Source organism: Amycolatopsis saalfeldensis (assembly GCF_900110575.1).
Lineage (GTDB): Bacteria > Actinomycetota > Actinomycetes > Mycobacteriales > Pseudonocardiaceae > Amycolatopsis > Amycolatopsis saalfeldensis.
In genome coordinates, this window is sequence record NZ_FOEF01000004.1 from 174,292 (window position 1) to 194,707 (window position 20,416).

The following is a 20,416-nucleotide window of genomic DNA, read 5'->3' on the forward strand; positions in this document are numbered from 1 at the left end:
CGAGGGGCCTTCGTCGTCGCAGCGAACCGTTCTGGCCGGCGCAGTGGCCGACAACACCCTTGCTTCGCAAAGTTCGGCACGCCTAAACTTCAATTTAGGGAACCCGACAGTCGGCGAGGGGGACGTGATGGCGGTGGCGGAAGCGGCGCGGCCGCGCCGGCTGGCCCGGTTGCGGGCGGGGTCGGCGCTGCTGGGCCCCGCGTTCGTCGCGTCCATCGCCTACGTCGACCCCGGCAACGTCGCGTCCAACATCAGCGCGGGCGCCCGGTTCGGCTACCTGCTGGTGTGGGTGATCGTCGCGGCCAACCTGATGGCCGTGCTGGTCCAGTACCTGTCGGCGAAGCTCGGCCTGGTCACCGGCCGCTCGCTGCCCGAGGTGCTGCGCGAGCGGATGCCCCGGTCGGCGCGGCTGGCCTACTGGGCGCAGGCCGAGGTGGTCGCGGTCGCCACCGACCTGGCCGAGGTGGTGGGCGGCGCGATCGCGCTCAACCTGCTGTTCGGCCTGCCGCTGGTCGTCGGCGGGCTGATCACCGGCGCGGTTTCGCTGGTCCTGCTGGCGGTCCAGGACCGGGGCGGCCAGCGGACCTTCGAACGGGTCGTCACGGGGCTGCTCGCGGTGATCGCCATCGGGTTCCTGGCCAGCCTGTTCGTGGCGCCGCCTTCGGCGTCCGGCGTCGCGGGCGGCCTGCTGCCGCGCTTCGAGGGGTCCGGCAGCGTGCTGATCGCCGCCGCGATGCTCGGCGCCACCGTGATGCCGCACGCGGTCTACCTGCACTCCGGCCTGGTCCGCGACCGGCACGGGGCGGCCGGGCCCGAGCAGCGGCAGCGGCTGCTGCGCGCGACGCGCGTCGACGTCGGGCTGGCGATGCTGCTGGCCGGCGCGGTGAATCTCGGCATGCTGCTGCTCGCCGCGACCAACCTGCAGGGCCGGACCGGCGTCGACTCGATCGAGGGCGCGCACGGCGCCGTCGCGACAGCGCTGGGCCCCGGCATCGCGCTGCTGTTCGCGATCGGGCTGCTCGCTTCCGGGCTCGCGTCCACCTCGGTGGGTGCCTACGCCGGCGCGATGATCATGGAAGGCTTGCTGCGCAAGCGATTCCCGATCCTGCTGCGCCGCCTGGTCACGCTCGCCCCGGCGATCGTCGTGCTCGGGCTGGGCGCCGACCCGAGCGCGGCGCTGGTGGTCTCGCAGGTGGTGCTCTCGTTCGGCATCCCGTTCGCGCTCGTGCCGCTGATCCGGCTGACCTCGGACCCCGCGCTGATGGGCGCGGAGGTGAACCGGCGCCCGACCGCGGTGGCGGCCTGGCTGGTCGCGGCGGTGATCATCGTGCTGAACGTGGTGCTGATCTACCTCACGTTCACGGGCTGAAACCGGGCGAACACGGCGGAACCGGGAGCGCGGCCGGCGGGTCGGACTACCATCCGCGCGACCCCGGACCGAGGAGCACCACCGCAGTGACCGACGAACAGACGCGCCCGCACGACCCGACCGGCCCGGCTTCCGGAGCGCGGGTGGTCGCCGGCCGCTACCGGCTGCTCGGCGAGCTCGGCCGCGGCGGCATGGGCGTGGTGTGGCGGGCGCAGGACCAGGTGATCGGCCGTCCGGTCGCGATCAAGGAACTGCGGCTGCCCGACAGCGAGGGCTCCGCCGTGTTCTCCGAACGGGTGCTGCGCGAGGTGCGCACCGGCGGCCGGCTCAACGACCCGGCCGTGGTCACGGTGTTCGACGTGGTCACCGACGGCGGCACCACCTGGATCGTGATGGAGCTGGTGGAGGCCCCGACGCTGGCCGACCTGGTGCGCGGCCAGGGCCCGCTGCCGGCGGCGCAGGCCGCGGCGATCGGGGACCGCGTGCTCGCGGCGCTGCAGGCCGCGCACTCCGCCGGGATCGTGCACCGCGACGTCAAGCCCGCGAACATCATGGTCGCGCCGGACGGCCGCGTGAAGCTCACCGACTTCGGCATCGCGCACGCCATCGACGACCCGCGGCTGACCACCTCGGGAACGATCGTCGGCTCGCCGGCTTTCATGGCCCCGGAACGGGTCGAGGGCCGCGAGGCCATGCCGGAGTCGGACCTGTGGTCGCTCGGCGCGACGCTGTTCTTCGCCGTGGAGGGGATGGTCGCGTTCGAACGGCCGACCACGGCGGCGACCCTGCACGCGATCATGACCGAGGTCCCGTACCTCACCCGGGGCCGCGGCCCGCTCGCGGCGGCGGTGCTCGGCCTGCTGGTGGCCAAGCCCGAGGCCCGGCTGACCGCCCCGCAGGCCCGCGCGCTGCTGGCCACCGCCGCCGGCCAGTCGCCGACCCCGGCGCCCGGCAGCGTGACGATGCCGCACCCGGGCGCCCAGCCGATGACCCGCGTGGCGCCGCAGCCGCCGAAGCGCGGCAGGCGCGGCTGGTGGCTGGGCGCCGCCGCGGTCCTGGTCGTCGCCGCCCTGGCCGGCGGGTTCTTCCTCGGCAAACCGGTGTGGTCGCCCAAGACCGACCCGCAGATGCTGCCCACCGTCACCTACGGCCCGGACGGCTACCTCAAGACGGCGCTGGACAACTACCAGCCCTGCTACAACGCCGTGGTCCAGCCGGGGATCGTGATCGGCGACGACAACAACGTCGAGTGCAAGAAGAGCCACACCCTCGAGGTCTACGACAGCGCCGACGCCCTGCCCGTCGAGAGCTACAGCAGCGACGACGCCCAGGTCGCCGCGTACCCCGGGCTCGACGCGATCAGCCGGGCCGCCGAGGCGCGCTGCGCGACGTCGTTCACCTCCTCGGTGGTGCCCGCGCCGCAGCGCGCCGGGCTCACCTACCGGGCCCTGGTGCCGACCGAGCGCGAGTGGAACCTGACCCCGGAGAAATCGAGCGACAGCCCGAGCCGCGAGTTCCACTGCGTGCTCGCCCGGGCCGGCAACGGGCAGATCCCGGCGCAGATCACCACCAAGGTCAAGTAGCGCCGCGCGAAGAGTTCCGGCACCCGCGCGCCGGGGGAGGAAAATCTCCGCACTTCCCGGCGCTGCACCAGGTCGGGACGGGGTTGACTCCCTTGAGGAGGTACCGTCATCACCATGTCCACTCCACCTACCGCAGCGCCCGGACGGCCGTTCGGGCGTGTGCTCACCGCGATGGCCACCCCCTTCGACCGGGAAGGGGCGCTGGACGTCAAGCGAGCCCAGGAGCTCGCCGAGCACCTCGTGGAGCTGGGCAACGACGGCCTGGTCCTGAACGGCACCACCGGCGAAAGCCCGACCACCAGCGACGAGGAGAAGACCACGCTGGTCCGCGCCGTCGTCGAGGCGGTCGGCGACCGCGCCACCGTGGTGACGGGCGCCGGCACGAACAACACCGCGCACAGCATCGAGCAGGCCCGCGCCGCCGCCGAGGCGGGCGCCCACGGCCTGCTCGTGGTCACGCCGTACTACTCGCGGCCCAGCCAGGCCGGGCTGTTCGCGCACTTCACCGCGGTCGCGGACGCCACCGAGCTGCCGGTGATGCTCTACGACATCCCGCCGCGCTCGATCGTGCCGATCGAGGTCGACACCCTGCTGCGGCTGGCCGAGCACCCGCGGATCCTCGCGGTGAAGGACGCCAAGGGCGACCTGATCGCCGGCTCCGAGGTGATCGCGAACAGCCAGCTCGCCTACTACTCCGGCGACGACGGCCTCAACCTGCCGTGGATCGCGATCGGCGGCGCGGGCGTGGTCAGTGTGATCGGCCACGTGGTGGCAGGCCGGATCCGCGCGATGATCGACGCCTACGAGAACGGCGACACCTCCACCGCGCGCACCAACCACCGCGGCATGCTGCCCGTGCTGCGGGCGTTTTCACGGGTCGGCGGGGTCACCTTCGCCAAGGCGGCGCTGGGGCTGCGGGGCTTCGGCATCGGCGACCCGCGGCTGCCGATCGTGCCCGCGACCGAGGAGCAGCTGCAGCTGATCGCCGCCGATCTTGCCCAGGGCGGCGTGCCGCTGGGCGACACGGCGGCCCCGGACTGGCATGGTGCACGGGTGGCACAAGCAGATTCCCAGGCGGCCTACGTCGCCCCCACTTCACACACCAGCGTTGGGACCCTGCCCCGGTGAGCTCACTTCCCCCCGGCCCCGGCCCCACGAACCTCCCGCCCAAACTGCCCGAAGGGGCCCTGCGCGTGGTCGCGCTGGGCGGCATCGGCGAAGTCGGGCGCAACATGACCGTCTTCGAGTACGACGGCAGGCTGCTGATCGTCGACTGCGGCGTCCTGTTCCCCGAGGACACCCAGCCCGGCGTCGACCTGATCCTGCCGGACTTCCGGGCGATCGAGGACCGGCTCGAGGACATCGACGGCCTGGTGCTCACGCACGGGCACGAGGACCACATCGGCGCCGTCCCGTTCCTGCTGCGGCTGCGGCCGGACCTGCCGATCTACGGCTCGCGCTTCACCAACGCGCTGCTCGCGGCCAAGGCCAAGGAGCACCGCCAGCGGCCGAAGCTGATCGAGGTGCGCGAGGGCGAGCGGCGCAAGGTCGGCGCGTTCGACCTCGAGTTCTTCGCCGTCAACCACTCGATCCCGGACGCGCTGGCGGTCGCCATCCGCACCCCGGCGGGCGTGGTCCTGCACACCGGTGACATCAAGCTCGACCAGCTGCCGCTGGACGGCAGGCTGACCGACCTGGCCGGCTTCTCCCGGCTCGGCGACGAGGGCGTGGACCTGTTCTGCGTCGACTCGACCAACGCCGAGGTGCCCGGGTTCGTCATGCCGGAGCGCGACATCGGCCCGGTGCTCGACGACGTGATCCGCCGCGTGGACCAGCGCGTGATCGTCGCCTGCTTCGCCAGCCACGTGCACCGCGTGCAGCAGGTGCTCGCGGCCGCGGTGCGGCACGGCCGTCGCGTCGCGTTCGTGGGCCGCTCGATGGTCCGGAACATGGGCATCGCGGCCGACCTCGGCCTGCTGGAGGTGCCCGAGGGCCTGCTCGTGGACCTCGACCAGGCGAGCACGCTGCCGGAGAGCAAGGTCCTGTTCGTTTCGACCGGGTCGCAGGGCGAGCCGCTCTCGGCGCTCTCGCGCATGGCGCGCGGCGAGCACCGGCAGATCTCGATCCGCTCCGGCGACACCGTGGTGCTGGCCAGCTCGATGATCCCGGGCAACGAGACCGCGGTGTTCGGCGTGGTCAACGGCCTGACCCGGCTCGGCGCGAACGTCGTGCACCAGGGCAACGCCAAGGTGCACGTCTCCGGGCACGCGTCCGCGGGCGAGCTGCTGTACCTGTACAACGCGGTGCGCCCGAGCAACGTGATGCCGGTGCACGGCGAGTGGAAGCACCTGCGCGCCAACGGCGAGCTGGCCATCCGCACCGGCGTCGCGCCGGAGAACGTGGTGATCGCCGAGGACGGCGTGGTCGTGGACCTGGTCGACGGCAAGGCCTCCCGCACCGGCCGCGTCGAGGTCGGTCACGTGTACGTGGACGGCCTCTCGGTCGGCGACGTCGGCGAGTCGACCCTGTCCGACCGTCTGGTGCTGGGCGAGGGCGGCTTCATCTCGATCAGCGTCGCCGTCGACTCCAGCACGGGCCGCGCGGTCAGCAGCCCGACGGTGTCGGGCCGCGGCTTCTCCGACGACCCGAAGGCGCTCGACGCCGTCGTGCCGCTGGTGGAGATGGAGCTGGCGCGCACCGAGGCCGAGGGCATCACCGACACCCACCGCATCGCGCAGGCGGTGCGCCGGGTGGTGGGCCGCTGGGTGGCCGACACCTACCGCCGCCGCCCGATGATCGTGCCCACGGTCATCCCGGTCTGAGCACCCGATCCACCCGGAACGCCGCCGATCCCTTGTGGACGGCGGCGTTCCGCGTTTTCCGTTACAGGCGGCGTGGGGTCATGCCTGGGTGATCGCGAGTGCGTCGATCTCGACGCGCGCCCCCGGGAGGACCAGCCCGGCGACCTGTACCAGCGAACTCGCCGGGAGTGGGCCGCCGGCGAGGAACTCGTCGCGTGCGGTCCGGACGGCGCCGAGGTCCGCGAGGTCGGTGAGGAAGTAGGTCAGGCGCAGGAGATCCCGCGGCGCGGCGCCGGCGGCCCGCAGCGCGGTGCCCAGGTTGGCGAACACCTGCCGGGCCTGGGCGAGGCCGTCGGAGGAGTCCACAATGGACCCGTCGGCGTCGACCGGGAGCTGTCCCGAAACCGCCACCAGACGGCCGGCCCCGGCCACGGCGTGGCTGTAGCCGTTGACCGGGCCCAGGCCCGGCGGCCGTTCGAAGCGTTCGATCATGGCGTTTTCCCCTTCAGGTGACTGTCTTCGAATTGGCCTGCACCAGCAAGGCGCCGCCGAGCAGGATCGCCGCGCCCAGGGCCTGGGGCCAGGTCAGGGCTTCGCCCAGCAGTGCCCAGGCGAGGACCGTCGCGAGCACCGGTTCGGCCAGTCCCAGCACGCTCGCCACCGGGGCGGGCAGGTGCCGCAGCGCCGAAATGCTCAGCAGGTACGGGAAAACCGTCGAAAGCAGCACCACGCCGACCACCAGGAGCCACAGCGGCGTCGTCCACGGCCCGAACGCGACGGCATCGGCCAGCAGCGGCCACGGCACGGTCCACGGCGGCGCGACCACGCACACGACCACGGTGCCGATCACCATGCCCCAGGTGACCAGGCCCAGCGGGTCGCGGCCGGCCACCGCGCGCTCGCCGATCAGGAAGTAGCCCGCCGAGCACACCCCCGCGCCGAGGCCCGCGAGCAGGCCGACGGTGTCGAGGCTGATGCCCTCCCAGACCTGCGCGACGAGCGCCAGGCCCGCCATGGCCAGCGCGATCCCGCCCCACATCGCGCGCGGCAGCCGCGTCCGGCGCACGAACCGGACCCACAGCGCGATCAGCACCGGCGAGGTGAAGTCCAGCAGGATCGCGATGCCGACCGGGATCCGGGAGGCGGCGATGAAGTAGAGCAGCTGCGTCCCGGCGACACCGAGCAGCCCGTACGCGACCAGCATCGGCCATTCCCCGCGACGCACCTTGAGCGTCTGCGGGGCGAACAGCGCCGTGCCTGCGAGCAGCAGCAGGCCCGCGAAGCCGATCCGCAGCGTCGCCGCCTGTTCCGGGGTCAGCCCGGCGAGCATGGTCGGCTTCCCGAGGATGCCGGACGTGCTGAACAGCAGCGCCGAAGCCAGCACCAGGACACTGCCGCGCCCGCGGTGCGGGACGTGGGGCCGCGGGGCGACGGCGGCCAGTTCGGTGGTCACCGCGCGACCCTACGGCCGTCTTCCGGTGCGTCGATACCGATTTACTGCTGGGCTTTCAGCCCGGTGGCCACGTGGGTGGTGATCGTGGCGAGCCGCTTGCCCTGCCGCCGCAATGCGCCCAGCGCCAGCTCGTCCGGCGCCGCGGACTTGCGCGAGACGAACGAGCCGCCGTACGGGTTGCCGGACTCCTTCAGGTGCGGGTCGCCGTAGCCGAGCGGCACCACGATCGCGCCCCAGTGGTAGAAGATGTTGTTCGTGGCCAGCACGGTCGCCTCCAGCCCGCCGTGCGTGGTGGACGCCGTGGTGAACGAGGTCGCGACCTTGTCGGCCAGCTTTCCCTGCGCCCACAGGCCACCGGTGCTGTCCAGAAAGGACTTCAGCTGCGCGGGCGGGCCACCGAACCGGGTCGGGCCGCCGACCGCGATGCCCTCGGCCCACTCCAGGTCGGCCAGCGTCGCGTACTCGTGGTGCGGGCCGGCGTCCACCCACGCCTGCCAGCGCGGATTGCTCGCCACGGCCTCGGGCGGCGCGGTCTCCGGCACCGTCCGGAGCCGGACCTCGGCCCCAGTTTCGCGCGCGCCCTCGGCCAGTGCGGACGCGAGCGCGGCGGCGTTTCCGGTGGCGCTGTAGTAGACGACGAGAATGCGGGTACTCACGCTTCGCGACTCTAGGCCAGGCCCCGGCCCGGTCCCATGATCCGGAACACGGCCGTCATCGCGACGGCTTGGCCTGCCCGGGTTTCCAGGGACTGACGGTGTCCGTCGGCCGGGTCGGGTCGGTGAACCGCGGCCGCACGGGCTCGTCGCGGCGCAGCGGCACCAGGCCGTCGGTGATGGCCTGCATGATCTTGGCGTGCGCGCGCACACCCGCGCCCGGCCGTTCCGGTTCGACCCCCGACAGGTCGACGGGGTCGCCGAAGTGCACCTTGAACCGCGGCCGCCGCAGTGGCGCGCTCAGCCCCGAACGGGCCAGCGGCACCAGGTCGGCGGGCCCGTTCACGGTCTCGGTGCCCCAGTAGACGGCCTCGTGCGCGCCCCACTGGCTGATCGGGATCACGGGCACGTCCGCACCCAGCGCGAGCCGCGCGGCGCCGGTCTTGCCGCGCTCGGGCCACAGCCCGGGATCGTGGCTGATCCGGCCCTCGGGGTAGACGATGATCGGCTCGCGGGTGGTGCGCAGCTGCTCCACGGCCTCGGCGAACTGCCCGACCGCGGTCGCCGCCACCTGGCGGTCCACCCGCAGGTGCCCGCTGACGCGCAGCGCCGGGCCGATCAACGGCGCGTCGAGGATGCCCCCGGCCAGCATGAACCGCGGGTTGATGCCGATCCGCTTGCACGCCGCCATCAGCACGAACGCGTCGAACACGCCGATGTGGTTCGCCGCCATCAGCAGCGGGCGGCCGCGCAGCGCGGGCGGGATCGAGCCGGACACGGTCAGCCTGCCGACCAGGTTGACCAGGCCGCGGTCGATGTTGAGCATCGTCCGCCAGATCGCCGGGGCGCGGCGCGGAGCCGGGGAATCGTCCTGCTGCAGCGCGAACATGCGCAGAGTTTGCCATGGCGGCGGGTACCCCCGATGGGGTGGTTCCGGCACCAGGGGCCCTGAATCCGGCACGCGGGCCGGGGGCGATTGTTTCGCCTGTGCTGAGAGTGGCGCATGGGACTATCGGCCCGGGCCCGTTACCGTGGAGGCATGGCTGGGTCGGCGACGAGGAAGCGGAGCAGTTCGAGCAGCGGCGGGAAGGCACCGGCGCGTGGTTCGCGTACCCCGGCGAAACCGCGGTCGACGGGCTCCGGCTCACGTTCACGCCCGTCGTCTTCCTCCCGCAGGCCTTCGTCCTCCGCGCGCAGGCCGGCTTCGCGAAAGCGCTCCTCTTCCGGCGCGTTCGGGCGGGGCGTGCGCGGCACCTGGAACCTGCTGGCCAAGGGCCTCGGCACGCTGGCCCGCACGGTCGGGCGCACCCGTGAGCTGGAGGCGGAGCACCGTCGTGACGGGCTCGCGCTCGGCCTGATCGCGCTGGCGATCATCGCCGCCGTGGGCGTGTGGTGGCGCGCCGCCGGGCCGATCGGCGCCGCCGTGGAGGTCGCGACGCGCACGGTGCTCGGCGCGGGCGCGGTGACGCTGCCCCTGGTGCTGGTCGTGGTCGCGGTCGCGCTGATGCGCTCGGAGCCGGACCCGGAAACCCGGCCGCGGATGGTCATCGGCACGCTGCTGGTGGTGCTGTCCGTGCTCGGGATGCTGCACATCTTCACCGCGCTGCCGGACACGAACGCGGGCCGGATGTACGCCGGCGGCGTGATCGGCTGGTTCTCCGGCGGGCTGCTCACCCAGGGCGTGACCACCTGGGTCGCGGTGCCGTTGCTGATCCTCGCGCTGCTGTTCGGCGTGCTGGTGTTCACCGGCACGCCGGTGCGCGAGATCCCGCACCGGCTGCGCACCTGGGGCCTCGACGAGGAGGAGCTCGCCGACGTCGAGGCCGAGCGCGATGCGGCCGCCGCTGCCGAGCGCGAGGCCGACGCGGTCATCGAAGCCGACCCGAAAGCCGCGCGGCTGCGCAAGCCTTCGCGTCGTCGCCAGGGCCGCGGCGAGCAGGACGGCGAGCAGCTGGACCTCGACGCCGCGCTCGCCGAGACACCCACCCCGTTGCGCCCGCCGAAGCCCAAGCCGCCGATGCCCGCCGCCGAGGTGCCGGAGAAGAAGCCTAAGAAGGCGCCCGAGCCGCCGATGGCGATGACCCGCACGGTCGAGGGCGACTACCAGCTCCCGCCGCCGGACCTGCTGAAGCTCGGCGACGTGCCGAAGTCCCGCAGCAAGGCCAACGACGCCATGATCGAGGCGATCACCGGCGTGCTGGAGCAGTTCAGCATCGACGCGCAGGTCACCGGCTTCACCCGCGGCCCGACCGTCACCCGGTACGAGGTCGAGCTGGGCCCGGGCGTCAAGGTCGAGAAGATCACCGCGCTGACCAAGAACATCGCGTACGCCGTGGCCACCGACAACGTCCGGCTGCTGGCGCCGATCCCCGGCAAGTCCGCGGTCGGCATCGAGGTGCCGAACTCCGACCGCGAGATGGTGCGCCTCGGCGACGTCCTTCGCGCGCCGACCACGGTCAAGGACAACCACCCGATGGTGATCGGGCTGGGCAAGGACATCGAGGGCCACTTCGTCACCGCGAACCTGACGAAGATGCCCCACCTGCTGGTGGCCGGCTCGACCGGCTCCGGTAAGTCCAGCTTCGTGAACTCGATGCTGGTGTCGCTGCTCGCGCGGTCGACCCCGGACGAGTGCCGGATGATCCTGATCGACCCGAAGATGGTCGAGCTGACGCCGTACGAGGGCATCCCGCACCTGATCACGCCCATCATCACCCAGCCGAAGAAGGCCGCCGCCGCGCTGGCCTGGCTGGTGGAGGAGATGGAGCAGCGGTACCAGGACATGCAGGTCAACAAGGTCCGGCACATCGACGACTACAACAAGAAAGTCCGCTCCGGCGAGATCACCGCGCCGCCGGGCAGCGAGCGCGTGTACGCGCCGTACCCGTACATCATGGCGATCGTCGACGAGCTGGCCGACCTGATGATGACCGCCCCGCGTGACGTCGAGGACGCGATCGTCCGGATCACGCAGAAGGCGCGCGCGGCCGGCATCCACCTGGTGCTGGCGACCCAGCGGCCGTCGGTCGACGTCGTCACCGGCCTGATCAAGACCAACGTGCCCTCACGGCTGGCCTTCGCCACGTCCTCGCTCACCGACTCGCGGGTCATCCTCGACCAGCCGGGCGCGGAGAAGCTGATCGGCATGGGCGACGCCCTGTACCTGCCGATGGGCGCGGGCAAACCGGTGCGCATCCAGGGCGCGTTCGTCGGCGACGAAGAGATCGCCGCCGTCGTCAACTACGCCAAGGAGCAGGCGCAGCCGGAGTACCAGGACGGCGTCACGGCGCAGAAGGCCGGCGAGAAGAAGGAGATCGACCCGGACATCGGCGACGACCTCGACGTGCTGCTGCAGGCCGCCGAACTGATCGTCACCTCCCAGTTCGGCTCGACGTCGATGCTGCAGCGCAAGCTCCGCGTCGGCTTCGCGAAGGCCGGCCGCCTGATGGACCTCCTCGAAAGCCGCGGCGTCGTCGGCCCCTCGGAAGGCTCGAAGGCCCGCGACGTGCTGATCAAGCCGGAAGAACTGGAGTCGGTCCTCTTCATGATCCGCGGCGGCGACGCCCCCGAGCCGGCCGGTGAGGACGAAGAGTTCTGACTCCCCTCCTGATGGCCTTCAGGCCGTTCTGTGCGGTTTACTGGTACAGAACGGCCTGAAACTGTCAGAAGGAGGTGGTCCGGGTGCTTCGGAGTTTCCGGCTGGGCAACCATCGCTCGTTTCGGGACGAGCAGGAGCTGCTGCTCATGCCCGCCCTGCCGGGGGACAACCGGCCGGCCGTGCCGGTGGCCGCGATCTACGGTGCGAACGCATCGGGCAAGTCGAACCTGCTTGACGGCCTCGCCCTGGTCAAAGAGCTGGTGGCCGGCCGACGGCTGTCGGGGGCCGGCCGGCTGTGGCAGGCGGTCCCCGCCACCGGGCTGGAGATACAGAAACCCTTTCGGCTCGCCTCCGGTATGGGGCAGGAGCCGTCCGTCTTCGTGACGGAGATGCTGGCGGACGGTGTTCCCCACACATACGGCTTCGTCCTGAAGGGCGGTGAAATTCTCGAGGAGTGGTTGTACTCCTATCCCGAGAAGCGCAAACGCCTGCTGTTCGAGCGGTCCGGCTCGAAGATCAAGACCGGCAGCACTCTGACGGAGGTCCGCGCGAAGATCGGGCTGCTGGAGGAGATCATCCGGCTGAACACCTTGCTGCTTCGCGAGTGCGAGAGGCTGGACCTCGGCCCGCTGGCTGTTGCCCACCGATGGTTCCAGCAGCGGTTGAACGTGGTCGAGCAGAACGAGCCGGCCCAGGGAGGATTTCTCAGCCAGTGGGTCGGCGGCTACCTCGTCGAGAAGCCGGAGCGGTTCGACCGGGTGCTGTCGCTGCTGAAGGTCGCCGACGTGGGCATCGTTGACATCATGGTCCTGGACCGGTCGGGCTATCACGGTGACGAGAACCGGCGCGAGCTGGAGGTCCGGCTGGCGCACGGACCGCAGCAGGAGTTCTTCGATCTCGCCGACGAATCGGCCGGGACCCGGAACTGGCTGGAGTTGCTGCCGTCGGTGGTGGACGCCCTCGACCAGGGAGCGGTGCTCGTGGTCGACGAACTCGAAACCAGCCTGCATCCCGCTCTGGTGACCAGGCTGATCGGGCTCTTCCGGGACGAAGCGACCAACCCGCTGGGTGCGCAGCTGATCTTCACGACGCACGACACCAGCCTGCTCGGCACGATGCTCGGCGGTGATGTCCTGGCGCGTGACGAAATCTGGTTCGTGGACAAAACCGCCGAGGGGGCCAGCGAGCTGTATCCGCTCACCGATTTCAAACCTCGTAAGGACCAGAACACCGAACGGCGTTACCTGGCGGGCGCGTACGGTGCGGTGCCGGTGCTCGGCGACTTCGCGGAAGCGTTGCAACGCGGATGACTCGTCGCGAGAACACGGCTCGCCGGCGCCGTGCGTTCCGCGAGGAGCGCAGATCGCTGCTCGTGGTTTGTGGTGCTCTCGCCACGGAGCCGGCCTACTTCGAGGGCCTCAAACGGGATCGGCGCAACCCCGCCGTCACTATCAAGATCAAGGCCAGGCCGACGGACCCGGAAACTGTTGTCAATTTCGCGGCCGGCCTGCGGGACCGTGCCGCGGGAACGCACGACGAAGTCTGGTGTGTGGTCGACGTCGACGAGTTCGACGTGAGCCGGGCGCTGGTCCAGGCCCGGCGGCGCGGAGTCAACCTCGCCGTCTCGAATCCGTGTTTCGAGTACTGGCTGCTTCTGCACTTCGAGACTTGTGCGGCTCCGATGACCCGGTACCGCGAAGTCGAGCGGCGCTTGCGGAGGCATCTCCCCGAGTACCGCAAGTCCGGGCTGCGGTTCGAGGACTTCGCCGGCGGGGTCGACGCTGCCGTCAATCGGGCCGGTAGCTCACCGGCCGGGCACGAGATCAATCCTTCGACTCAAGTCGGGGCCCTGGTCTCGAAGATGATCTGACCCCGGGTGCAACCCCGGCCGCCGCCGGTCCCGTCTGCACACCATGGACGCCAAGAGGCTCGCTCTGACCATGGGGACGCTGGTCGTCCTCGCCGCGGGCGCGGGGAGTTCAGTGGCCCTCGCGCAGACCGGTGGGGGGCCGGCGGCGCCGCCACGGCCGGCGGTCGCCGGCACCGTCACGGCCGATCCCGGGCACGACGTCTCGCTCGCCACCGGGCAGGCGGCCGAGCTGAGCACCAAGGACATCACCGTCCGCTACACCCGGCTGGTCGAGGACTCGCGCTGCAAGCCGGGGCTGCACTGCATCTGGCAGGGCGACGCGATCGTCGCCGTGACGCTGACGCAGCCCGGCCGCGGGGAGCGCACCGACACCGAGCTGCACACCGGCCGCCGCGGGCCGCACGCCACGACGTTCGCCGCGGCTCGGGTCGAGCTGGTGGGCGTGAGCGTCCGCGGCGACCGGATCACCCTGCGCGTCAGCTGAGCGGCTCGCCCCAGTGATCGAGGAACGCGACTTCCGACAGCGGCCGTCGCGCGGCCGGCTTGAAGTCCGGCACCGTGGTGTACGCGACCGGCAGCAGCCCGGCCTGCGTGTAGCCGTCCGGCACGCCCAGGATCTCCGCCGCCTCCGCCTCGTGCTGCAGGTGGTACGTGGTCAGCGTCGAGCCGAGGCCGCGCGAGCGCAACGCCAGCTGGAAGTTCCAGACCGCGGGGAAGATGCCGCCGTAGAACGCGGCGTCCACCGCGTTGTCACCGGCCGGGCGCCCGCGCAGGCACGGCACCACGAACACCGGCACCCGCTCGATCACCTCGACCAGGTACCGCCCGGACGCCAGCGCCCTGGCCGTCGCCGGGCTGTCGTCCGCCTCCGCCGCGCGGGCGGCCAGGTAGGCCTCGCCGACCCGGCGGAACAGCGAGGCCAGCCGGTCCTTGACGCCCTGGTCGCGCACGACCAGCCAGCGCCAGTCCTGCTGGTTGCCCGGGGTCGGCGCCTGCAGCGCCAGCTCCAGGCACTCCGCGAGCACGGCGGGCTCGACCGGGCGCTCGAGGTCGAGCTTGCGGCGCACGGCGCGGGTGGTGCTGAGCAGGTGGTCGGTGTCCATCAGAACTCCAGGAGCATGCGTGAGTTGCCGAGGGTGTTCGGCTTGACGTAGGGCAGGTCGAGGAACTCCGCGACGCCCGGGTCGAGCGAGCGGCGCATCTCCTCGTAGACCTCCTGCGACACCGGCGTCCCGTCGATCTCGACGAAGCCGTGCCCGGAGAAGAAATCCGTCTCGAAGGTCAGCACGAACAGCCGCTTGAGGCCCAGCTCGCGGGCTTCGTCGACGAGCCGCCCGACCAGCCGGTGGCCGATGCCCTGGCCGCGAGCCGCCTTGTCCACCACGACGGTGCGCAGCTCGGCGATGTCCTCCCAGAGCACGTGCAGCGCGGCCGCGCCGAGCACCTCGTCACCGGAGCCGACGACGACCCAGAACTCCTGGATGGCCTCGTACAGCGTGACCAGCTCTTTCTCGAGCAGCACGCGGCCCGCGTCGGAGTCGACGAGCGCTTTGATCTTGCGGACGTCGGCTATCCGGGCGCGGCGGACGGCCGGGTGGGCTGAGTCGGGAGGCACACCGGCCAACATATCGATCCGCCCGCCCGGCGCCGCCGACGGCTCGATCGGGGGACCCCCGGATGCGCCGCCGCCCAGGCCGTGACGTATAGCTAGTGCACGCAAACAACCGTGCCGTCACGTCCGGCCATCGCACCAGCGGAGTACGCGCATCGAGGCGCGGCGACCAGGGGGAGGGACACCCATGTCCGGGACCACGGCGGCGACGGCCGAACGGTCCGGCGGCTCCCCCGCCGCCTCGGCCGCGCAGTCCCGGTTCCGGCCCGAGCTGCAGGGCGTCCGCGCGCTCGCCTCGGTGCTGGTGGTCGTCTACCACGTCTGGCTGGACCGGATCTCCGGCGGCGTCGACGTCTTCTTCCTGGTCTCCGGCTTCCTGATCACCGGCCAGCTCTACCGCGCGTCGCTGCGGGGCCGGATCGAGCTGCGGCCGATGTGGGGCCGGATGATCAAACGGCTCCTCCCGGCCGCGATGACCGTGCTGCTCGCCGTGGTCGTGGCCTCGGCGCTGCTGCTGCCGGAGGACCGCTGGTTCCAGACCATCCGCGAGGTCTTCGCCTCCGCGCTGTTCTACGAGAACTGGCAGCTCGCCGCCGACTCGGTCGACTACTTCGCCCAGCACAACACCGCGAGCGTCGTCCAGCACTTCTGGTCGCTGTCCATCCAGGGCCAGTTCTACCTGCTGTGGCCGGTGATCTTCCTCGCGCTCGGCCTCGCTGTGCGCCGCTTCGGCTGGCCGCTGCGCCGCACCGTGAACGTCATGCTGGTGACGCTGTTCGCCGCTTCGCTCGCGTACTCGGTCTACCTCACCGCCGCCGACCAGCCGCTGGCCTACTTCCACGGCCTCACCCGCGTCTGGGAGTTCGCGCTCGGCGGCCTGATGGCGATGTTCCTCGACACCGTCACGCTGCCGCGCCGGCTGCGCATCCTGCTCGGCTGGGTCGGCGTTGCCGGGCTCGTGCTGTGCGGCATCGTGCTGCGCGTCGACACCGTGTTCCCGGGCTTCATCGCGCTGTGGCCGACGCTGTCGGCGGGGCTGGTCCTGGTGGCCGGCCAGACCGGCAGCGGCTTCGGCGCGGACCGCTGGCTGAGCTCGAAACCGTTGGGGTACCTGGGAAACATCAGCTTCTCGCTCTACCTGTGGCACTGGCCGGTGCTGGTGTTCTACCTGATCGTGCGCGAACGCGAGGCCGTCGGCCTGCTCGGCGGCGCGGTGGTGGTCGGAGTGTCGTTCGCGCTCTCGGTGCTGACCTACCACTTCATCGAGAACCCGATCCGGCTGTCGAAGATCGGCTCGGTGAAACGCTGGGGCGCCTACCGGTTCGCCGTCCTCGCGCTCGCGCCGGTGCTGATCGGCGCCGGCGTCTGGGGCGGGTACACCACGGCGCAGGCCAACTACTCCATCGCGCTCGGCGACCCCGACCATCCCGGCGCCGTCGCGCACACCCCGGGCTTCGTCTACCGCGGCTCGCCGTCGCCGTCGGTGGTGCCGCCCACGCTGAAGCTGCCCGAGGACTGGGCCGGCATCACCGACGACCAGTGCACGACGTCGCCGCGCAACGACGATCTGAAGGTCTGCACGCAGAACCCGGCCGGACCGCCCGCCAAGCGCGTGGTGCTGGTCGGCGACTCGCACATGCAGCAGTACCTCGCCGCGTTCCTGCCGATGGTGCAGAGCGAGGGCTGGCAGGTCACCTCGATGCTCTACGGCGCCTGCCCGTTCTCCGCGACCTCCGACCTGATGCCGGGCGACCAGCCCTGCTTCGACTGGAACAAGGCCGCGGCCGCCGAGATCGTGGCGATGCACCCGGACGCCGTGGTGACGCTGGGCAGCCTGAACGTGGGCGCCGGGATCACCGAGACCACCCCGCAGGGCTTCCTCGACCGGTGGGCGAGGCTGGACCGGGCCGGCATCCCCGTGGTGGCGCTGCGCGACAACCCGCGCTTCGGTTTCGACGTGGCGGGCTGCGTCGCCGAGCGGACCCCGGAGGACCCGGCCTGCGCCCGCGACCGCGACGACCTGCTGCCCTCGGACCCGTCCTACACGACGATGCCGAACGTCCCCGGCAACGTCTCGTTCCTGGACTTCACGGACTACTTCTGCGACGTGGACGTCTGCCCGGCCACGGTCGGCAACGTGCTGGTGTACATGGACGACAACCACGTCACCGCGACCTTCCTGACCACCTTGTCCCCCATCGTGGACAAGCAGATGAGCGCCGCCTTGAAGTGGTGATCACCGCTCGTTGACGCCCGCCCGTATGCTGTCGGGCCGGGAGAGGCGACACGGGGGAGCGGGGCACGATGACGCGCGCGGGGTGGGACGCGTTCGAGGCCGCCCAGGCGGAAACCGCCATGGGCCGCACGGCGATGCTGATGGGGCCGGACGGCACGTCGTGGCTGCTCGTTCCCGGGCAGCCGGTGCAGTGGACCCGGCCCGGCGGAGCCTGGCAGTTCGGCACGGTCCCCGCGGATCCCGGGTACCGCGCCGCCACGCGGATCGTGCCGGCTAACGGTTTCGGGCAGGCGGGCCCGGCCTCCGGTCCGCGTGCCCGGCCTGGTCCGCCGGTTCGGCCCGGCCCGCTTGGCCAGCCTGGCCTGCCGGGCTCGGCCGGGCAGTCTGGCCCGCCGGTTCAGCCCAGTCCGCCTGGTCAGCCGGGCCCGCCGGTTCAGTCCGGCCCGCCGCCCGTCCGGAGTGGTCCTCCCGGGCCGAATCGGCCCGCCGGCGCTGCGCCGCCCGCAGCCGGTACCGCCGGTCCGCCGTCCGGCCCGGTTCCGCAGCCGGCGCCCGCGCGCCCGGCCGAGGCCCCGGTGCGGGTCGAGAGCCTCGCGGGCACGGCGTTCGTCGCGGGGGCCGAGCCGGCCGGCGAGTTCGTGCGGCGGGTGGTGCAGGTCGTCGCCTGGGCCGACCGCAGCAGGCACGGCACCCAGGACGGCCGGGGGGAGCCGCCGCCGGAGCCGGTGGGGCCGAAGGACAAACGCGGCTACCTCGACGACCTCGCCCGCAACACCCGCTCGATGACGTTCGACCTGCTCTCGGCCGGGAACCGGATGTGGGAGCGACACGCGCAGGAGCAGTACGAGAAGGCGCACGCCGAGTGGGTCGTCGCGATGCAGGAGTGGGCGCAGCAGAACTCGGGCACGAAGCAGCCGAACCCGTTCGTGCTGCTCGTCGGCGAGCCCCACACCGGGCAGCGCCGGCTGTGGCGGACGCTGCAGCTCGCGCTCAGGACCGCCGGCGTCGGTTTCGAGGCCGAAGTGGCGGCGACCGCCCCGGACCTGCTGGCCGCGGCCGGCGACGAGCCGGTCGAGGTGGTGCTCCGCGATCACGTCTCCGACCAGCGGGATCCGCCGCTCATCCTGATCGAAGAGGCCGATGCCCTGTTCGCCAAGGAGCCAGGCGGCGTTCTGCGCGCGCTCCGGGACTACGCGCACGACCAGGACAGCTGCCGCCTGCTCGTGCTCGCGGGCACCGAGCGCGTGCTCGAGGTCCTGCGCACCGAGGCGCCGGACTTCGCGCAGACCGTGATCCAGTACCGGATGCCGCGGTTCGCCCAGTCCGGCCGGACGGCCGCGCTGCTGGACGTGATCGCGGCCGAACGCTCGTTCGTGCTGCCGCCCGCGGTGCGGGATCGCCTGGTCCCGCTGGCCGGGGGTGCCGGCAACGGCGCCCGCGGGGTGGAGGCGGTGCTCGACGCGGCCGCGCGGGGGGCCGTCGCCGACGGGGTGTCCCCGGACGGCCGGGTCCACCTCGGGATGGAGCACGTCGCGCCGCTCGCCGCCGCGGCGGAGCAGCGGGCGGGCCGCCCGGTCGAGGAACTGCTGGCCGAGCTGGACGCGATGATCGGGCTCGCCCCGGTGAAGGAGCGGGTGCGGGCGCTGGTCTCCGAGGCGGCGATCGACGCGCGGCGCCGGGACGCGGGCCTGCCGGTCACGGTCCGCAGCCGGCACCTGGTGCTCACCGGCAACCCGGGCACCGCGAAGACGACCGTCGCCCGCCTGATCGGGAAGATCTACCAGGCGCTCGGGATGCTGTCCAAGGGCCACGTGGTCGAAGTGGCCCGGCCGGACCTGGTCGGCGAGTACCTCGGGGAGACGTCGAAGAAGACCCGCGCGGTCTGCGAACGGGCGACCGGCGGCGTGCTGTTCATCGACGAGGCGTACAGCCTGTCCCTGGACAAGGAGGACGAGTACGGCCGCGAGGCCGTCGCCGAAATCCTGGTCCAGATGGAGAACCACCGCGACGACCTGGTGGTGCTCGTCGCGGGTTACCCGAAGGAGATGGACGGCTTCCTCGAGTCGAACCCCGGCCTGCGGTCGCGGTTCTCGTCCCGGATCGAGTTCCCGGACTACAGCAACGACGAGCTGGCCGCCATCTTCCGGTCGATGGCCGAAAGCCAGGGTTATCAGCTCGACGGCGATCTCGTCGGGGCGTTGCCCGAGGCGATCCGGCGGATCCCGCGCGGCCGGGGCTTCGCCAACGGCCGTTCCGTGCGCGGGCTGCTGGAGGCCGTGCTCGGGAAGCAGGCCGGACGGCTCGCCGCGCAGCCCGCCGGGCCCGACTCCGCGCTGGCCCTCCTGGTCGCCGCCGACCTGCCGGGGGAAGCCGGGGTCGGGGTCGCCGACGACGCCGGGCCGCGGCGCGGTCTCGAAGAGCTGCTGGCCGAGCTCGACGGCATGATCGGCCTCGACGGCGTCAAGCAGCGGGTCCGGGCGCTGGTCGCGGAGACCCGGATGGACGCGCGGCGCCGCAAAGCCGGGCTGCCGGTCGGGGCGCGCAGCCGGCACCTGGTCTTCACCGGCAACCCGGGCACGGCCAAGACCACGGTCGCGCGGCTGATGGGCCAGCTCTACCGCGAGCTGGGGGTGCTGCCGTCCGGGCACCTGGTCGAGGTCGCGCGTCCGGACCTGGTCGGGGAGTACCTGGGGCAGACGGCGCCGAAGACCCGCGAGGTCTGCGAACGTGCGATCGGCGGCGTGCTGTTCGTGGACGAGGCGTACACGCTGGCGCAGGGGACCGGGTCCGACTACGGCCAGGAAGCCGTCGCCGAATTGCTGGTGCAGATGGAAAACCACCGCGAAGACCTGATCGTGATCGCCGCGGGCTACCCGGCCGACATGGACCGCTTCCTGGACGCCAACGCCGGCCTGCGCTCGCGTTTCGGCGGCACCGTCGAGTTCGTCGACTACGACAACGCCCAGCTCGCCGCCATCTTCACCGCCATGGCGGCCGGGCAGGGCTACCGGCTGGCCGAGGACCTGACGGCCGCGCTGCCCGGGGCCATGGCCGGCCTCGACCGCGGCCGCGGGTTCGCCAACGGCCGCTCCGCCCGGGCCTTGCTGGAAGGCGCGATCGCCGCGCAGTCCCTCCGGCTGGCCGGCCCCGACGTCGACCTGGAGTCGGTCGGCGACGCCGAGCTGACCCTGCTGACCGCGGCCGACCTGCCCTCCCCGGGGTAAGCCGGGGGGCCGGGCTG

17 protein-coding genes are annotated in these 20,416 nt (G+C 72.1%); 10 read left to right on the forward strand and 7 right to left on the reverse strand.

The features are described from left to right. Positions 1-127 precede the first annotated feature (127 nt). The 4 genes from BMY97_RS11645 (at position 128) to BMY97_RS11660 (ending at position 5,774) form a co-directional block, all read left to right on the forward strand. The gene (locus BMY97_RS11645; RefSeq protein WP_177231287.1) at positions 128-1,369 is read left to right on the forward strand and encodes an Nramp family divalent metal transporter; all 1,242 of its coding nucleotides are present in this window, start codon (positions 128-130) and stop codon (positions 1,367-1,369) included. A gap of 86 nt (positions 1,370-1,455) precedes the next feature. After that, on the forward strand, positions 1,456-2,952 hold the full coding sequence (locus BMY97_RS11650; RefSeq protein WP_091616706.1) for a serine/threonine-protein kinase: 1,497 nt from the start codon (positions 1,456-1,458) through the stop codon (positions 2,950-2,952). A 114-nt stretch (positions 2,953-3,066) separates the two neighbouring features. Beyond that, positions 3,067-4,080, forward strand: a complete 1,014-nt coding sequence (gene dapA, locus BMY97_RS11655) for a 4-hydroxy-tetrahydrodipicolinate synthase (RefSeq protein ID WP_091616708.1) — start codon at positions 3,067-3,069, stop codon at positions 4,078-4,080. Further along, on the forward strand, positions 4,077-5,774 hold the full coding sequence (locus tag BMY97_RS11660) for a ribonuclease J (protein ID WP_177231288.1): 1,698 nt from the start codon (positions 4,077-4,079) through the stop codon (positions 5,772-5,774). The genes dapA and BMY97_RS11660 overlap by 4 nt, the downstream gene beginning before the upstream one ends. Before the next feature lie 78 nt (positions 5,775-5,852). On the opposite strand, the gene BMY97_RS11665 is transcribed toward BMY97_RS11660, so the two are convergent. The 5 genes from BMY97_RS11665 to BMY97_RS48320 all read right to left on the reverse strand — a co-directional run bounded on the left by BMY97_RS11665 (position 5,853) and on the right by BMY97_RS48320 (position 9,113). Beyond that, on the reverse strand, positions 5,853-6,245 hold the full coding sequence (locus BMY97_RS11665; RefSeq protein WP_091616710.1) for a RidA family protein: 393 nt from the start codon (positions 6,243-6,245) through the stop codon (positions 5,853-5,855). A 13-nt stretch (positions 6,246-6,258) separates the two neighbouring features. After that, positions 6,259-7,206: an EamA family transporter gene (locus tag BMY97_RS11670; protein ID WP_091616713.1), complete on the reverse strand. Its 948-nt coding sequence runs from the start codon at positions 7,204-7,206 to the stop codon at positions 6,259-6,261. Positions 7,207-7,247: 41 nt separating this feature from the next. Further along, positions 7,248-7,862: an NAD(P)H:quinone oxidoreductase gene (gene wrbA / locus BMY97_RS11675; protein ID WP_091616715.1), complete on the reverse strand. Its 615-nt coding sequence runs from the start codon at positions 7,860-7,862 to the stop codon at positions 7,248-7,250. A 55-nt stretch (positions 7,863-7,917) separates the two neighbouring features. Next, positions 7,918-8,748, reverse strand: coding sequence for a lysophospholipid acyltransferase family protein (locus BMY97_RS11680; protein WP_091616717.1), 831 nt, complete (start codon positions 8,746-8,748; stop codon positions 7,918-7,920). 137 nt (positions 8,749-8,885) lie between these two features. Continuing rightward, positions 8,886-9,113, reverse strand: coding sequence for a hypothetical protein (locus tag BMY97_RS48320; RefSeq protein WP_245787272.1), 228 nt, complete (start codon positions 9,111-9,113; stop codon positions 8,886-8,888). Here BMY97_RS48320 and BMY97_RS11685 point away from each other — a divergent pair. The 4 genes from BMY97_RS11685 to BMY97_RS48325 all read left to right on the forward strand — a co-directional run bounded on the left by BMY97_RS11685 (position 9,103) and on the right by BMY97_RS48325 (position 13,811). Continuing rightward, the gene (locus BMY97_RS11685; RefSeq protein WP_245787273.1) at positions 9,103-11,457 is read left to right on the forward strand and encodes an FtsK/SpoIIIE family DNA translocase; all 2,355 of its coding nucleotides are present in this window, start codon (positions 9,103-9,105) and stop codon (positions 11,455-11,457) included. The genes BMY97_RS48320 and BMY97_RS11685 overlap by 11 nt on opposite strands. 179 nt (positions 11,458-11,636) lie before the next feature. Continuing rightward, positions 11,637-12,767: an AAA family ATPase gene (locus BMY97_RS11690; protein WP_245787274.1), complete on the forward strand. Its 1,131-nt coding sequence runs from the start codon at positions 11,637-11,639 to the stop codon at positions 12,765-12,767. Continuing rightward, entirely contained in the window at positions 12,764-13,327 is a 564-nt protein-coding gene (locus BMY97_RS11695; RefSeq protein ID WP_091616721.1) for an RloB family protein, read from the forward strand. Before BMY97_RS11690 ends, BMY97_RS11695 begins: the two co-directional genes overlap by 4 nt. 43 nt (positions 13,328-13,370) lie before the next feature. After that, positions 13,371-13,811: a hypothetical protein gene (locus tag BMY97_RS48325; RefSeq protein WP_245787275.1), complete on the forward strand. Its 441-nt coding sequence runs from the start codon at positions 13,371-13,373 to the stop codon at positions 13,809-13,811. Here BMY97_RS48325 and BMY97_RS11705 read toward each other — a convergent pair. Both BMY97_RS11705 and BMY97_RS11710 read right to left on the reverse strand, forming a co-directional pair. Continuing rightward, complete coding sequence (locus BMY97_RS11705; protein ID WP_091616723.1) at positions 13,804-14,430, reverse strand: nitroreductase family protein; 627 nt, start codon at positions 14,428-14,430, stop codon at positions 13,804-13,806. The genes BMY97_RS48325 and BMY97_RS11705 overlap by 8 nt on opposite strands. Then, positions 14,430-14,954 (reverse strand): amino-acid N-acetyltransferase, encoded by a 525-nt coding sequence (locus BMY97_RS11710; protein ID WP_177231289.1) that lies wholly within the window; start codon positions 14,952-14,954, stop codon positions 14,430-14,432. Before BMY97_RS11710 ends, BMY97_RS11705 begins: the two co-directional genes overlap by 1 nt. Before the next feature lie 172 nt (positions 14,955-15,126). Here BMY97_RS11710 and BMY97_RS11715 point away from each other — a divergent pair, with 172 nt between their 5' ends. Next, positions 15,127-17,175 carry an acyltransferase family protein gene (locus BMY97_RS11715; RefSeq protein ID WP_091616725.1) on the forward strand — a complete coding sequence of 683 codons (2,049 nt, stop codon included), beginning with the start codon at positions 15,127-15,129 and terminating at the stop codon, positions 17,173-17,175. 575 nt (positions 17,176-17,750) lie between these two features. Further along, on the forward strand, positions 17,751-20,399 hold the full coding sequence (locus BMY97_RS11720; RefSeq protein ID WP_091616727.1) for an AAA family ATPase: 2,649 nt from the start codon (positions 17,751-17,753) through the stop codon (positions 20,397-20,399). Positions 20,400-20,416 lie beyond the last annotated feature (17 nt).

Coding starts and splice junctions, on each gene's coding strand:
- BMY97_RS11645 (WP_177231287.1), top strand. CDS start 128: ATGGCGGTGGCGGAAGCGGCGCGGCCGCGCCGGCTGGCCCGGTTGCGG.
- dapA (WP_091616708.1), top strand. CDS start 3,067: ATGTCCACTCCACCTACCGCAGCGCCCGGACGGCCGTTCGGGCGTGTG.
- BMY97_RS11665 (WP_091616710.1), bottom strand. CDS start 6,245: ATGATCGAACGCTTCGAACGGCCGCCGGGCCTGGGCCCGGTCAACGGC.
- BMY97_RS11680 (WP_091616717.1), bottom strand. CDS start 8,748: ATGTTCGCGCTGCAGCAGGACGATTCCCCGGCTCCGCGCCGCGCCCCG.
- BMY97_RS11695 (WP_091616721.1), top strand. CDS start 12,764: ATGACTCGTCGCGAGAACACGGCTCGCCGGCGCCGTGCGTTCCGCGAG.
- BMY97_RS48325 (WP_245787275.1), top strand. CDS start 13,371: ATGGACGCCAAGAGGCTCGCTCTGACCATGGGGACGCTGGTCGTCCTC.
- BMY97_RS11705 (WP_091616723.1), bottom strand. CDS start 14,430: ATGGACACCGACCACCTGCTCAGCACCACCCGCGCCGTGCGCCGCAAG.
- BMY97_RS11710 (WP_177231289.1), bottom strand. CDS start 14,954: ATGTTGGCCGGTGTGCCTCCCGACTCAGCCCACCCGGCCGTCCGCCGC.
- BMY97_RS11715 (WP_091616725.1), top strand. CDS start 15,127: ATGTCCGGGACCACGGCGGCGACGGCCGAACGGTCCGGCGGCTCCCCC.